15 protein-coding genes are annotated in these 14,250 nt (G+C 71.9%); 5 read left to right on the top strand and 10 right to left on the bottom strand.

The genetic code is table 11. The features are described 5' to 3' along the window. Positions 1–32: 32 nt before the first annotated feature. Together ACZ6WN_RS03325 and ACZ6WN_RS03320 are read right to left on the bottom strand one after the other, a co-directional pair. A complete protein-coding gene (locus tag ACZ6WN_RS03325) occupies positions 33–668 on the bottom strand; it encodes a response regulator (protein ID WP_465862677.1) in 636 nt (211 codons plus the stop codon). Continuing rightward, positions 661–1,890 carry a sensor histidine kinase gene (locus tag ACZ6WN_RS03320; RefSeq protein ID WP_465862676.1) on the bottom strand — a complete coding sequence of 410 codons (1,230 nt, stop codon included), beginning with the start codon at positions 1,888–1,890 and terminating at the stop codon, positions 661–663. Before ACZ6WN_RS03320 ends, ACZ6WN_RS03325 begins: the two co-directional genes overlap by 8 nt. Before the next feature lie 176 nt (positions 1,891–2,066). Here ACZ6WN_RS03320 and ACZ6WN_RS03315 point away from each other — a divergent pair, with 176 nt between their 5' ends. After that, a complete protein-coding gene (locus ACZ6WN_RS03315; RefSeq protein WP_465862675.1) occupies positions 2,067–3,062 on the top strand; it encodes an SMP-30/gluconolactonase/LRE family protein in 996 nt (331 codons plus the stop codon). Here the strand turns inward: ACZ6WN_RS03315 and ACZ6WN_RS03310 are convergent. Further along, positions 3,040–3,213, bottom strand: a complete 174-nt coding sequence (locus ACZ6WN_RS03310) for a hypothetical protein (RefSeq protein ID WP_465862674.1) — start codon at positions 3,211–3,213, stop codon at positions 3,040–3,042. The genes ACZ6WN_RS03315 and ACZ6WN_RS03310 overlap by 23 nt on opposite strands. A 25-nt stretch (positions 3,214–3,238) precedes the next feature. Between ACZ6WN_RS03310 and ACZ6WN_RS03305 the strand changes: the two genes are divergently transcribed. Then, complete coding sequence (locus tag ACZ6WN_RS03305) at positions 3,239–4,327, top strand: ankyrin repeat domain-containing protein (RefSeq protein WP_465862673.1); 1,089 nt, start codon at positions 3,239–3,241, stop codon at positions 4,325–4,327. 100 nt (positions 4,328–4,427) lie between these two features. Continuing rightward, the gene (locus tag ACZ6WN_RS03300; protein WP_465862671.1) at positions 4,428–4,946 is read left to right on the top strand and encodes a hypothetical protein; all 519 of its coding nucleotides are present in this window, start codon (positions 4,428–4,430) and stop codon (positions 4,944–4,946) included. A 5-nt stretch (positions 4,947–4,951) separates the two neighbouring features. On the opposite strand, the gene ACZ6WN_RS03295 is transcribed toward ACZ6WN_RS03300, so the two are convergent. Further along, a complete protein-coding gene (locus ACZ6WN_RS03295) occupies positions 4,952–5,746 on the bottom strand; it encodes a MerR family transcriptional regulator (RefSeq protein WP_465862670.1) in 795 nt (264 codons plus the stop codon). Between the two features lie 78 nt (positions 5,747–5,824). Here ACZ6WN_RS03295 and ACZ6WN_RS03290 point away from each other — a divergent pair, with 78 nt between their 5' ends. Next, positions 5,825–6,187, top strand: coding sequence for a nuclear transport factor 2 family protein (locus ACZ6WN_RS03290; protein WP_465862669.1), 363 nt, complete (start codon positions 5,825–5,827; stop codon positions 6,185–6,187). Between the two features lie 33 nt (positions 6,188–6,220). Further along, complete coding sequence (locus ACZ6WN_RS03285) at positions 6,221–7,009, top strand: SDR family oxidoreductase (protein ID WP_465862668.1); 789 nt, start codon at positions 6,221–6,223, stop codon at positions 7,007–7,009. Between the two features lie 26 nt (positions 7,010–7,035). On the opposite strand, the gene ACZ6WN_RS03280 is transcribed toward ACZ6WN_RS03285, so the two are convergent. The 6 genes from ACZ6WN_RS03280 to ACZ6WN_RS03255 all read right to left on the bottom strand — a co-directional run bounded on the left by ACZ6WN_RS03280 (position 7,036) and on the right by ACZ6WN_RS03255 (position 14,186). Next, entirely contained in the window at positions 7,036–8,283 is a 1,248-nt protein-coding gene (locus tag ACZ6WN_RS03280) for a class I SAM-dependent methyltransferase (RefSeq protein WP_465862667.1), read from the bottom strand. After that, positions 8,280–10,283, bottom strand: coding sequence for an FAD-dependent oxidoreductase (locus ACZ6WN_RS03275; RefSeq protein ID WP_465862666.1), 2,004 nt, complete (start codon positions 10,281–10,283; stop codon positions 8,280–8,282). The genes ACZ6WN_RS03280 and ACZ6WN_RS03275 overlap by 4 nt, the downstream gene beginning before the upstream one ends. 117 nt (positions 10,284–10,400) lie before the next feature. Next, complete coding sequence (locus ACZ6WN_RS03270; protein ID WP_465862665.1) at positions 10,401–11,135, bottom strand: SDR family oxidoreductase; 735 nt, start codon at positions 11,133–11,135, stop codon at positions 10,401–10,403. Next, entirely contained in the window at positions 11,135–11,968 is an 834-nt protein-coding gene (locus tag ACZ6WN_RS03265; RefSeq protein ID WP_465862664.1) for a bifunctional allantoicase/(S)-ureidoglycine aminohydrolase, read from the bottom strand. Before ACZ6WN_RS03265 ends, ACZ6WN_RS03270 begins: the two co-directional genes overlap by 1 nt. Continuing rightward, entirely contained in the window at positions 11,965–13,317 is a 1,353-nt protein-coding gene (allB, locus tag ACZ6WN_RS03260; protein WP_465862663.1) for an allantoinase AllB, read from the bottom strand. The genes ACZ6WN_RS03265 and allB overlap by 4 nt, the downstream gene beginning before the upstream one ends. Then, on the bottom strand, positions 13,314–14,186 hold the full coding sequence (locus ACZ6WN_RS03255) for a fumarylacetoacetate hydrolase family protein (protein ID WP_465862662.1): 873 nt from the start codon (positions 14,184–14,186) through the stop codon (positions 13,314–13,316). Before ACZ6WN_RS03255 ends, allB begins: the two co-directional genes overlap by 4 nt. Between the last annotated feature and the right edge of the window lie 64 nt (positions 14,187–14,250).

Genomic DNA, 14,250 nt, shown 5'->3' with positions numbered 1-14,250 from the left:
TGCCGGACGCCGGCGCCGGGTCAGGGCCGGGGTCAGGGTCGCAGGATGCGGCGCTCGATGGCCGTGGCGACGGCGCCGGCGCGGGTGTCGACGCCGAGCTTGGTGTAGATGTGGGAGAGGTGGGACTTGACCGTCGCCTCGCTGACCAAGAGCTCGCGGGCCATCTCCTTGTTGCCCAGGCCCTTGGCCAGGAGGCGGAGGATCTCGACCTCGCGCGGGCTCACCTTCGGCGTCGGCGAGGCGGCCCGCTGCAGCAGCCGGGTGGCCACCGATGGCGCCAGCACGGTCTCGCCGCGGGCGGTGCCACGGATGGCGCGGAAGAGCTCGTCGGGCGGCGCGTCCTTCAGCAGGTAGCCCGCCGCGCCGGCGTCGACGGCCTCGAGGACGTCGGCCTCGGTGTCGTACGTCGTCAGCACCAGCACCTGGGGCGGCGAGGGCAGGTCGCGGACCAGCCGGGTGGTCTCCGCTCCGCCCGGTCCGTCACCGAGGCTGAGGTCCATCAGCACCACGTCGGGCCTCGTCTCGCCGACGACCGCGACGGCCTGGGCAGAGTCGGCCGCCTCACCGACCACGTCCAGGTCGTCCTGGGCGTCCACCAGGGCGCGTACGCCTGCCCGGACCACCGGATGGTCGTCCACCAGCACCACCCGGATGCGCTGCTCAGCCACGACGCTCCTCCGCTCCGCTCTGTCCGGCCGCGAACGAGACCGCGACCACCGTGCCCTCGCCCCGGGCACTCTCGATGACCAAGTCTCCACCCAGTAGGCGGGCACGGGCTCGCATCCCGGCCAGGCCGTGTCCGCGCAGCCCGTCCGGCTCGTCCTTCAGGCCGGCCGGGTCGAACCCGGCCCCGTCGTCGCGTACGTCCAGGGCGACTCCGCCCTCGTGGAACGTGAGCGAGACGACCGCTGTGGTCGCGCCGGCGTGCTCGGCGACGTTCGCGAGCGCACCCCGCAGGGTGCGGACGACGGCGGTCGCCACCCGCCCGCCGACCTCGTGCGGGTCGCCGTGGACGTGGACCGGGACGCGGAGACCGGTGGTGGCGGCGACGTCCTCGGCGACCTGGCGTACGGCGGTGACCAGCGCCGAGCCACCGGTCAGCTCGGTGGGGGCGAGGTCGCGGACGACCCGCCGCGCCTCGTCGAGCGAGGAGCGGGCCATGGCGGCGGCCTGGTCGACATGGTCGCGGGCGTCGGCCGGGCGCGACTCCCACTCCTGGTCGGCGGCCTGGAGCAGCAGGTTGATGCTGGTCAGGCCCTGGGCCACGCTGTCGTGGATCTCCCGGCTCAGCCGCGCCCGCTCGGCCACGACACCGGCTCGACGCTCGGCGTCGGCGACCTCGTCCTGGGCCGCCTCGAGCTCTGCGAGGAGCGCGCGCCGGGTGACCGCGTCGCGCTCGAGGGCACGGTAGGCGGTCACCGCGAGCACGGCGACGCAGACCGGGCCGAGCAGCACGGTCGGGTCGGCCAGGCCGGTCATCCGGCTCCAGGCGACCGCGACGACCGCGACCAGGAACACCGTGACGGCCACGGCCCAGCGGAACGGCAGCACCCGCAGCGCCAGGAAGACCAGCGGCACCGCCGCCCACGAGAACGACGGGGCGATCAGGGCGAGCACGCTCCAGCAGGCGACGACCGCGGCCAGCCAGACGACCGCGGCCGTGCCGGCGAGGCGGCGGCCCGCGGCGTACGCGATCAGGAGGACGGCGGCGCCGGGCAGCACCACCTCGGCCTGGTCACCGAAGCCGTGTCCTTGCAGGTAGCGCGCGACCGAGGCGACGACGAGCACCACCAGCGAGATGTGGAGCCAGCGGTCGAGCAACGCCTGGCCGGCCAGGATCCCACCGGCGCTCGAGACGGGGCCTGGAGGTGGCGCGGGTTCGGTCGACATGGTCGTTCCAGGCTAGGCCGGTCGCAGCGTCCCGGCATCATCCGATCGGCTATCCGGGGTGTCGCCGAACGGCTATCCAGACGTCGCCGGTCACCCGATGTCCGGGCCCCTCCCCGACGGCGATGGTTGAGGCATCAGCCCGAACAACCGGACCGATCACCCTGAGGAGCACCACCATGCGTACGTCCCGAATCGCCGCCCTCGCCGGCCTGGCCGGCATCGCCGCCTCGGCGACCCTGTCCTTCACCGCCCTCGGCACGGGCACCGCGGCCAACGCCGCCGAGGGCCACGGCCGCCCGGCCAGCTACCTGCTCGAGGGCGAGTCGTTCGCCCAGGGCGGCTCGAAGTTCGAGGGCATCGGCGTGGACCGCGAGTCCGGAAGGTTCTACGTCAGCGAGGTCACCGGCGGCGAGATCCAGCGCGGCTCCGCCGACCGCGCCCAGGCCGAGGAGTGGCTGGCCGGTGACGGCACCGACGGCCGCTACACCGCACGCGGGATCACCGTGGACGACGAGGGCCGCATCTACATCGCCGGCGGCCCGAACGGCACCGGCAACGACCGCCCCGACCTGTGGGTCTACGGCCCCTCGGGCGAACTCCTGGCGGCGCTTCGCGTCCCTGACAACGACGCGTTCCTGAACGACGTCGCGATCGGACCTGACGGGGCTGCGTACTTCACCAACTCCAACGACCCGACGATCATCCGCGTCGCCGAGGGCGCCGACGGCTGGGAGGCCACCGAGTGGGCCGACGGCAGCTCGCTGATCACCCGGCAGGAGGGCTTCAACCTCGGCGGCATCGTGACGAGCACCGACCAGTCGGCGTTCGTGGTCGCCCAGGGCAACACCGGTCAGCTGTGGCGCTTCGACGTCGCGACCGGTGAGGTCAGCGCGATCGACACCGACGGAGCGAACCTGCGCAACGCCGATGGCCTCATCCGGCAGGGTCGCGACCTCGTCGTGATCCGCAACTTCGACAAGCAGATCGTGCACCTGGAGCTGAACCGCTCCGCGACCTCCGCCGAGAACATCTCGACGCGGGCGACCGATCCGGACCGCGTCCTCACCACCGGGAAGCTGCTCGACGGCCGGATGCTGCTGGTCGACAGCCACTTCGACGAGCAGACCGCGCAGGGGCCGTACGAGATCGTCACCGCCCGGATGCCGCGATGACCACCTCCTCCCTGCGGTGGTCGTTGTCCGCCGCGGCGCTGACCGTGCTTCTGGCAGGCTGCGCCGCGGTGCCGTCGGAGACCGCCGCACCGTCTCCATCGAGCTCTCCGTCGAGCTCGGCGTCCGCCCCGACGACACGGGCGGAAAGCACCCCCGACCCCGAGGAGCGAGAGCGGATGAACGAGCAGCTGATCAAGGCCGCCTGGGACAACGACGTGGCCCGCGCCCGCGAGCTGATCCTGGCCGGCGCGGATGTGAACCACCAGGACGACACCCAGCAGAGCGCGTACCTCATCGCCGCGAGCGAAGGCTACGTCGACCTGCTCGACCTGACCCTCCGCCACGGCGCCGAGATCAACGCCAAGGACTCCTACGACGGCACCGCGCTGATCCGCGCCGCCGAACGCGGCCACGCCGACGTCGTGGGGCGTCTGGTGCAGGCCGGCATCGACCTGGACCACGTCAACAACCTGGGCTGGACCGCGCTGCACGAGGCGGTCGTCCTGGGCGACGACGGCCCGGACGCGGCCGACACCGTCCGGGTGCTCGTCGCGGCCGGCGTGGACATCTCGATCGAGGCGGGCCGGGACGGGAAGACCGCGCTCCAGCACGCCGAGGAGCGGGGGTTCGACGCGATCGTGTCGACGCTGCGTACGGCTTCCTCCGAGGTCACCGATGGCGACGCCCGGCTCCTGCGTGCCGCTTCGGCAGGTGATGCGGACTCGGCCGCGGCAGCCCTCCGCGGCGGCGCCGATCTGGAGGCCAGGGACGGCAACCGGCGTACGCCGCTGCTGCTCGCGGTCACCGGCGACCGCCTCGAGGCGGCCCGTCTGCTGGTGCACCTGGGGGCCGACCCGGATGCCCTCGACGGCCAGCACGACACCCCCTGGCTGGTCACCGGTGTCACCGGGAGCGTCCCGATGGCCGAGCTGCTGCTCACCGCCGACCCCGACCTGACCGTGCGCAACCGCTACGGCGGCGTCTCGATCATCCCCGCCAGCGAGCGCGGCCACGCCGACTACGTGGAGCGGGTCGCGAAGACCGCGATCGACGTCGACCACGTCAACGACCTCGGCTGGACCGCGCTCCTCGAGGCCGTGATCCTCGGGGAGGGCTCCGACCGCTGGCAGCGGGTCGTCCGCAGCCTGCTCGCGCACGGCGCCGACCCGAGCATCGCCGACCGCGACGGCGTGACCCCGCTCGAGCACGCCCGCCACCGAGGCTTCACCGAGATCGCTCGCATCATCGAACAGCAGAACGGCTGAGCAGCCGTTGCCGCCGTGCTCGACAGGTCGCTCTTGACCTTGACGCTGCGTCATACCCGGACAGTGGTGCCCATCGATCCCAGAGAAGAGGAGCACCACCATGAACGCAGTCGTCATCGCCGTCGAGCTCGCAGCCGCCGCGGCCTTCCTGAGCATCCCGATCGTGCGCCACCGCTACGGCGCCCGTGCCATGGCCGGCGCCGAGGCCGAGCTCGCCCGCCAAGGCGTACGAACCAGTGCCCTGCGCGAGAACGGCATGCGGTTCGACGCCAGCGGGCACGAATGGTGGGCACCTGGCGGCATCGCCGCGTTACTGGTGACCGCGGCGGGCCTCACCCTCGCCGGCTTCGACTGGATGCGTCCGGTGAACCTGGTGGTGCTGTCGTTGCTGTTCCTCGGCAACTGCGTCATCGTCTACAGCAACCTGACCGCGGTGCGATCGGTGCAGGCCGCCTTCCGCCGCAAGAACGACCCCGAGCTGGCCGGCGTCGACGTCCCGGCCCTGCTCCAGGTCGCCGAGGCGGGATTCCCGGACTGGACCTGGACCCTCCAGAAGGCCCGCAACACCGTCGTGTTCGTCGGCGCGGCGCTCGGTCTGATCCTGCTGGCCGTGGCCTGACCGCCTCAGGTGACGCGGAAGACCGGCCAGCCGATCTCGGTGCGCCACGCAGCGGGGTCGCTGGTGTCGCGAGGACCGACGAGGTAGACCTCGCGCACCGGGCCGGCCACCGACATCGCGTTCTCCACCACCCAGGTCCCGAGCTCGCCGTAGGTGACCTCGATGCCGTCGTGCTCGCCGACGTGGGTGGTGACGGCGAGCTCCGCGGCCGGCAGGGTCGTGGGGTGCACGCGCCCCGCGTGGAGCGGCGTCGCGGTCGGCAGGTAGACGAGCGCGTGACCGCGCTCCTGCTCGAAGAGGGCGTTGTCGTAGCTGCCGCCCGGTGGCCCGGTCACGGTGGCCCCGACGGCGGACTCCAGCTCGGCCATCGCGCCTGCGTACCAGGTCTCGACGTCGTGATGCCCGACGACGGCCTCCACCGCCGCGACCGTCCGGGCGGGCTCCGCGCGCAGCTCGACGTCGATCGGCGCGGGGTCGGGCCGGAGCAGGCGGCGCAGCGACACGACCGCGGCCCGGGTGCGGTCGAGCTCGGCCTCGAGACGTTGCAGGTGGTCCGCGACCAGGGCCGCCCGGACGCCGGGGTCGGGGGTCCGCAGGATCCGTTGGACGTCGCTCAGGGGGACGTCGAGCTCGCGGAGCCGGTGGATGACCTGCGCGGTCGGGATCTGGTCGACGGCGTAGTAGCGGTAACCGGTGGCATCGTCGACCACGGCGGGTTCCAGCAGGGCCGCCTCGTGATACCGGCGCAGGGTCCGCACGCTCAGGTGGGTCAGCCGCGAGAACTCCCCGATGGTCAGCATGCCCTCATTGTGAACGCTCCCCCTGGGGGAGAGTCCACCGCTTGACCCTCCCACGCCGAGAGGCCGCACGGTGGACTCATGACACAGCACACCGAGATCCCGTCCACCCTGCTCCCGACCACCGTGCGCGACTTCCTCACCGCGCACATCGCCTACGACGCCGACACCGCCTCGTCATTCCTCACCGAGGACGCCGTGATCGTCGACCAGGACGAGACCTTCCGCGGCCGGGAGGAGACGTACGCGTTCCTGCGGGACGCCGGGGCGGAGTTCGAGTACACGACCGAGCAGGTCGGCGCCCACCGCGTCGACGACGCCCACTGGGTGGTCACCCTGCGGCTGGAGGGCACGTTCCCGGGCGGCGTCGCCGAGCTCGACTACCGGTTCGCGCTGCGCGAGGCCCTCATCACCGAGCTCGTCATCGCCAACCACCCCGCCTGACCCCGCATCACCTCGAGCTTCGAAGGAGAGAAAATGTCTAGTTCAGATCGCGATCGTCTCGACGGTCGCCGGGCACTGGTCACCGGCGGCTCGAAGGGCTCGGGCAGGGCCGTCGTCGAGAGGCTGCGAGAGCTGGGTGCCGACGTGTACGTGACGGCGCGCACCATGCCCGAGGGGTACGAGCACCCCGACCGGTTCATCGAAGCCGACATCCTGACGGCGGAAGGCACCGACGCCGTGGCCGCTCGCATCGCCGAGGACGTCGGCACGCTCGACATCCTGGTGCACGTCGTCGGCGGCTCGTCGACGCCGCCCGGTGGATTCGCCGTCATCACCGACGACCAGTGGCTCACCGAGCTGAACCTCAACCTCCTGGGGGCGGTACGGCTGGACCGAGCCCTCCTCCCGGCGATGATCGAATCCGGGTCGGGCGTGGTGCTGCACTTCACCTCGATCCAGCGTGAGCTGCCCCTCCACGATGCGACCTTGCCGTACGCAGCCGCGAAGGCCGCGCTGCGCACGTACAGCAAGGGGCTCGCCAACGAGCTCGCCCCGCGCGGCGTACGGGTCAACGCGATCAGCCCCGGCGGCATCGAGACCGAGGCCTACGAAGAGTTCGTCGACCGGATCGCCGAGGGCAACGGGCTCCCCCGTGAAGCAGCCAAGCAGACCATCTTCGACTCCCTGGGAGGCGTACCCCTGGGACGATTCGCGCACACCGAGGAGATCGCCGACCTGGTCGGCTTCCTCGTCTCGGACCGCGCCTCGGCGATCGTGGGCGCCGAGTACGTGATCGACGGCGGCACCGTCCCGACCGTCTAACCCGTCTAAACCGTCTGACCCAGGCACTACTTGCGAGCAACCACCTCCTCCCGGGTGAAGGTGAGCTGCTGGACATCGATGTAGCCCGCGGCGAACCCGGCCCGGGAGTACTCCAGGTAGAAGTGCCACATCCGTAGGAACGTCTCGTCGAACCCGAGCGCCCGGACGTCCTCGGCGCGGTCGAGCAGCGCGAGGTCCCACCGCCGCAGGGTCTCGGCGTAGTGGGGGCCGAACGAGAGCCGGCTCCGCACCCGGAGCCGGGTGTGCTCCTCGGTGACGCCGGTGATCGCCTCGGTCGACGGGAGCAGGCCGCCGGGGAAGATGTACTTGGTGATCCAGGTCTCGGTGTTCCGGGTCGCGAGCATCCGGTCGTGCGGCATGGTGATCGCCTGGATCACCGCGGTGCCGCCCGGGGCCAGGACCTCGTCGATCTTCGCGAAGTAGGCCGGCCAGAACCGCTCACCCACCGCCTCGATCATCTCGACCGAGACGACCGCGTCGTACGTCCCCTCCACGGCTCGGTAGTCGCGCAGCTCGACGTCGACCCGATGGTCCAGACCCGCCGCGCCGATCCGGCGCCGGGCCAGCGCGGCCTGCTCGACGGAGAGGGTCACCGAGGTGACCTGGGCGCCCCGGGCGGCGGCCCGCAGGGCCAGCTCTCCCCAGCCGGTGCCGATCTCCAGCAGGCGCGTGCCTGCGCCGACCCCCGCCTCGTCGAGGATCCGGTCGATCTTGCGGTGCTGGGCGAGCGCCAGGTCCTCGGTCGAGGGCAGCGAGGAGAAGAGGCCCGCCGAGTAGCTCATCGTCGGGTCGAGGAAGAGCGCGAAGAAGTCGTTGGACAGGTCGTAGTGGTGGCCGATGTGCTCGCGCGCGTTCTCCGGGGTGTTCAGGTCCTTCGCGCCCCGGCGCCGCTCGTAGACCCCGCGCAGCCGCTGCGCCCACCCGGGGAGGAGACCGTCGAGGTCGCGGCAGAGGACGGTCAGGGTCTCCCCCAGCTCGGGGGCGTCCCAGGCGCCGGTCAGGTACGCCTCGCCGAAACCGATCAGCCCGTGCCGGCTGAGCCTGGCGTAGAACTCCTCGGGCCGGTGCAGCACGATGTCGGCCGGGCTGCCGTCCTCGCTCACGCTGATGCCGAGCCGCTTCGTGGCGGCCCGGAACACGGTCCCGGCGGCGGCCGCGGTGCCCCGGGTCACCAGGCCGTCGGGCGCTTCCTGCAGCATCGGCCAACGCTCGGCCACCAGGGTCGGGGCGGCGGGGGCTTCGATGGTGTTCATCGGACTCCTTCTTGGTGGTGCAATGGCCTTCTGTTGACCGGCAGGCGTCGTAGCCACAGTGCTACGCCATGGATACGGATCCAGACCGCGCCGAGGAGCGCAGCGGGAGCGGACCGGAGCGTGGCCCCGAACCGCGGTTCGATCCGATAGCCGCGGACGGCGGCGTCGAAGACGGTCCCGTCCTCGGTGGTCAGCCGGACGGCGACCGCGAGCCGTCCGTCGGGCGGAGGCACGGCGAGGTCGTAGCGGCCGTCGACGCCGTGGAACGGCGAGACGTACATCGCCTTCGTGACCTGTGCCCGATGCCGTTCGTCGGGGTGGACGAGATAAGCGTGCCGGTCGCCGTAGGTATTGTGCACCTCGACGACGGTGGCCAGTGGCTCCCCGGAGGCGGCCGTGCACCAGTAGACGCTGATCGGGTTGAAGCAGAACCCGAAGGCCCTCGGCTGAGCCGCCATCAGCACCCGGACTTCGCCCAGGTCGATGTCGTGGAGCTTCAGGAACGCGGCGAGGTTCTCCCGGATCGAGAGCTCGGGGTCGCCCAGATGGTCGCGGGCCTCGAAGCGGCCGAGGAGCCCGTGGTCGGGCAGCCGGTCCAGGTCGACCACCTGCCAGTGGGAACGGTGCACGAACCGGTTCCGCAGAGGCCCTCGTCGGGTGTGGCTGACCGTGGTGCGGTACACCCCGGTCGCGGTCTCCGGAGGTTCCGAGGGGGTCGTCCAAGGCAGCCCCAGCCGCTGGGCGGCCCGGGCCCCGGAGCGGGCGCCGTCCTCGTGGAACCCCCAGCCACGCCAGGCTCCGGCGAAGACCAGCACGTCGGAGTCCAGCTCGTCGGCGCGCTGTTGCGCGGCCACCGACTCCGGGGTGTAGAGCGGGTGCTCGTACTCCATGGTGGCGATCACCTTCGCCGGGTCGATCAGGTCGGCCCCGCCGAGCGTGACCAGGTGACGTACGCCTCCGGGAGCCGGCAGCCGCATCAACCGGGTCAGGTCGTAGGTGACCGTGACCTGACCGCGGCCAGGACGCTCCAGGTAGTTCCACGAGGACCGGACGTGCTCGCTGGCCGGCAGCAGGCTGGTGTCGGTGTGCAGCTGAGCCTGGTTGGCGGAGTACGGGAACCCACCCAGGATCTCCCGCTGGGCCGCCGTCGGCTCGCCGAGCATCGCCAGCGACTGTCCGGGATGCGTCGCCAGCACGGCCGCGTCGAAGAGCTCGGTGCGTCCGTTGCCGTCCGTGATCTCGACACCGGCGCCGGTCTCGACCACGTTCACCACCTTCGTCGAGGTCAGCACCCGGCCGCCCCTGGCGCGGATCGCGGTGGCGACCCTCTCGACGTACGTCGCCGACCCGCCGGTGACCGTGCGCCAGCGCGGCGAGCCGAAGACCTGCAGCATGCCGTGGTGGCCGAGGAACTCGAAGAGGTAGCGAGCCGGGTAGCTCAGCGCCGTGGCCGGGTCGCAGGACCACACCGCGGCGACCAGCGGCGCCATGAAGTGACGACGGAAGTGCGCGGTGAACCCGTGCTCGTCCAGGAACGCCTCGAGGGTGCGATCGTCGGGCTCGTCGCCGGCGAGGAGTGCGCGCGCCGCCCGATGGAACCGTGGGATCTCGGTCAGCATCCGCAGGTGCGCCGGGCGGAGCGCACGGCGGTCGGGCAGCACCCCGCGCAGCCCGCGCGCACCGGCGTACTCCACCTCGGCGCCCGACGAGCGCACCGACATCGACATCTCGGAGACCTGGGTCGGCACGTCGAGCTCGGCGAAGAGCCGGAGCAGCGTCGGATACGTACGCCGGTTGTGCACGATGAAGCCGGTGTCGATCGCCAGCTCGCTCCCGTCGGGCGCGGTGACACGGTGGGTGTCGGCATGACCGCCCAGCCGGTCATCGGCCTCGAAGAGCGTGACCACGCCGTGCAGCGACGCCACGTAGGCCGCGGTCAGGCCGGCCACACCACTGCCCACCACCGCGATCCGGCGGTGGTCGTGGTCCGCGCTGCTCATCGGGCTCCTCAGGGGTCGAAGGGGCGAGCGACGCAGAGGCGCCGTCACCCGGTCTTCGGTCTCCGAGGCGAATCGGATTGGGTCCGGCAGTCGTGTTTTTCGCCGACCCGAGGAGCGTCAGCCGCGACCGGCGTACGGCATCCCGGTCGCGAGGATGGTCATCGTGGGCACGCTGACGCCGAGCGGGAGCTGCGCCATGGCGACGACCGCGTCGGCGACGTGCTGCGGGTCGAAGGTCGGCTCGGGGCGTACGGTGCCGTCGGCCTGACGGGCGCCGACCGCGATCCCGGCGGTCATCTCGGTGGCCGCGTTGCCGATGTCGATCTGGCCGACGGCGATGTCGTGAGCGCGGCCGTCGAGCGCGAGGGCTCGGGTGAGGCCGGTGATCGCGTGCTTGGAGGTGGTGTAGGCGGCGCTGCCCGGGCGGGGGACGTGGGCGGAGATGGAGCCGTTGTTGATGATCCGCCCGCCAGGCGGGTCCTGTCGCTTCATCCGCGCGAACGCCTCCCGGGCGCAGAGGAAGGAGCCGGTGACGTTGACCGCGAGCGTCGCCGCGAACTCCTCGGGCGCGACCTCGTCGACCTCGCCGCTCGGACCGAAGGTGCCGGCGTTGTTGACCAGCAGGTCCACCCGCCCCCACATCCCCACGACGGCGGCGAACGCGGCCTCCACCTCGGTGGCGGAGGCGACGTCCGTGGGCAGCACCAGGGACCGCGCCATCACCGACGCGGTCTCCTCGAGCGAGGTCCGGGTGCGCCCGAGCAGGGCGACCTGGAAGCCGGCGCCGTCCAGAGCCTGGGCGATCACCCTGCCCAGGCCGGAGCCGGCGCCGGTGACGACCGCGACCGGCATCAGCCGAACTGCCGCGACAGGACCGCGTGCCGGTTGACGTCCTTGTAGAGCAGGTAGCGGAACCGGCCGGGTCCACCGGCGTAGCAGGCCTGCGGACAGAACGCCCGCAGCCACATGAAGTCGCCCTCCTGCACCTCGACCCAGTCCTTGTTGAGCAGGTAGACGGCCTTGCCCTCGAGGACGTAGAGCCCGTGCTCCATCACGTGCGTCTCCGGGAACGGGATCGCACCGCCGGGCTCGAAGCTGACGATGTTGACGTGCATGTCGTGGCGTACGTCATCGGGGTCGACGAAGCGCTGGGTCTTCCAGGCGCCGTCGGTGCCCGGCATCTCGCCACCGGGCACGTCGACCTCGTTGGTGACGAATGCGTCCGGCACCGCGATCCCCTCGACCCGTTGGTAGGCCTTGCGGATCCAGTGGAAGCGGGCGACCTGGTCGCTGGTGTTGTGGAGCGTCCAGGCGGAGCCGGGCGGGAGGAAGGCGTAGCCGCCGGGGGCGAGATCGTGCTTCTCCCCCTCGATCGAGAGCGTCAGCGCGCCCTCGACCACGAACAGGACGCCCTCGGCGCCCGGGTCGAGCTCGGGCTTGTCGCTGCCGCCGCCGGGCGAGACCTCGACGATGTACTGCGAGAACGTCTCGGCGAAGCCCGAGAGCGGGCGTGCGATCACCCACAGCCGGGTGCCCTCCCAGAACGGCAGCTTGCTGGTGACGATGTCGCGCATGGTGCCACGGGGGAGCACGGCGTACGCCTCGGTGAAGACGGCCCGGTCGGTGGTCAGCTCCCGCTGCGACGGGTGGCCGCCGGTCGGGGCGTAGTAGCGGGGTGCGCTCATGGTCGGGCTCCTTCTGTGGTGGCTCTGCTGAGCAGCCGGCCCTGGGGCGCGGCCTCGATGTCGATCTTCTCGCCACGCAGCCAGGTCTGGCGGACGACGCCGGTGAGGGACCGGCCGTGGTAGGGCGTGACGGCGTTCTTGTGATGGAGCCTCGCGGCATCGACGACGAAGGAGTCGTCGGGGGCGAGGACCGCGAAGTCGGCGTCGTGGCCGACCGCGATCTGTCCCTTGCCGGTCAGGCCTGCATGGCCGGCGGGTGCCTGCGACATCCAGCGGGCGATGTCGGTGAGGGCGAACCCGCGGGCCCGGGCCTCGGTCCAGACCGCCGAGAGGCCGAGCTGGAGCGAGGAGATGCCGCCCCACGCGACGCCGAAGTCGCCGGTGTCGAGGGCCTTCAGGTCGGGGGTCGAGGGCGAGTGGTCGGTGACGACCATGTCGATGACGCCGCCGCGCAGGCCCTCCCAGAGCAGCTCGCGGTTGGCCGCCTCCCGGATCGGCGGGCAGCACTTGTACTGCGTCGCGCCGTCGGGGATCTCCTCCGCGGCGAAGGTCAGGTAGTGGGGACAGGTCTCGGCCGTGATCGGGACCCCGTCGCGACGGGCCGAGGCCAGCATCGCGAGCACGTCGGAGCTGGAGACGTGCAGGATGTGGACGCGGCAGCCGGTCCACCGGGCCAGCTCGATCACCTGGGCGATCGCGAGGTTCTCCGCACCCCGCGGCCGGCTGTGCAGGAACCTCTCGTACGTCCCCCCACCCGCCGCGGGCGCGTGCTCGATCGCGTGGGCGTCCTCGGCGTGCACGATCAGCAGGCCGTCGAAGGTCGCGATCTCGCGCATGGCGAGCTCGAGCTGCTCGGCGTCGAGCGGAGGGAACTCGTCGACGCCCGAGTGGAGCAGGAAGCACTTGAAGCCGGAGACGCCCGCCTCGTGCAGGGGCCGCAGCTCGGCGACGTTGCCGGGGATGGCACCGCCCCAGAAGCCGACGTCGACGAAGGCCTGGCTCGCCGCCGTCTTGCGCTTGAGGTCGAGCGCCGGCAGGTCGCAGGTCGGCGGGATGCTGTTGAGCGGCATGTCCACGATCGTGGTGACGCCGCCGGCGGCGGCCGCCCGGGTCGCCGAGGCGAAGCCCTCCCACTCCGTCCGGCCCGGGTCGTTGACGTGCACGTGCGCGTCGACGACGCCGGGCATCAGCACCTCGTCCTCGGCGAGCTCGACCACGCGTTCCGCTGTGAGGCCGGCGGATTCCACTGCGACGATCTTCCCGTCGCGTACTCCGACGCTGCCCGCTCGCTCACCCTCGGGGGTCACCATCCGCGCCGCCCGGATGACGACGTCGAGATCTCGACTCACACCCTCACCTCCGCCTCATCGACTGCCACCACCCGCGTCCGCTGGCGCCCCAGGCCGGTCACCTCGGCCTCCACCACGTGCCCCTCCCGCAGGAAGGGTCGGGGCTCGGGCCGCAACGCTGCGACCCCGCCAGGTGTCCCGGTCAGCACCAGGTCGCCGGGTTCGAGTGTCATCAGCGTACTGAGGTAGGCGAGGAGCTCGCCGACGCCGTAGGCCATCCGGGCGGTGGTCCCGCGCTGCCGCCGCTCGCCGTCGACCCGGAGCTCCAGGACGAGGTCCTGCGGGTCGCCCACGGCGTCGGGCGTGACCAGCCAGGGACCGATCGGGGTGAACGTGTCGGCGCACTTCCCCTTCGCCCAGGTGGGCCCGGCCGCGATCCGCTCACGCTCGCTGACGTCGTCGGCGGTGAGGTAGCCGCCCACCGCGGCGAGCGCCTGCTGCGGATCCGGGCACCGGGAGAGCCTTCGCCCGACCACCACGCCCAGCTCGACCTCGTAGTCGGTCTTCGTCGAGCCCGGCGGCAGCTCGATCTCGTCGTAGGGGCCGGCGATCGACGTCGACGGCTTGAGAAACACGACCGGCTCGTCCGGGATCGCGACCCCGGCCTCCTCGGCGTGGTCCTCGTAGTTGAGCCCGACCCCGACGATCTTGCCCGGCCTCGCCACGGGTGGTCCGATCCGGGTGCCGTCGGGGACTCTCGGAAGTACGCCCGAGGCGACCGCCTCTCGGATCAGTCGGAGCCGTTCGGGGTCGCCGAGCAGGTCACCGTCGACCACCGGCACGACGGCCGACAGGTCACGCAGCACGTCCTGGTCGTCGAGGGCCGCCGGCCGTTCCTGGCCCGCCGGTCCCACACTCAGCAGTCTCATGCCGCCTCCTCGGATGCTGACCGAGTCACCTCGGTCTGGTTGCGGTTCCCTCGTGGAACTCCAC

This window comes from Nocardioides sp. NPDC054178 (assembly GCF_055585005.1).
The sequence above is the reverse complement of the archived record's forward strand: the minus strand, read 5'-3'. Positions and strand labels throughout refer to the sequence as shown.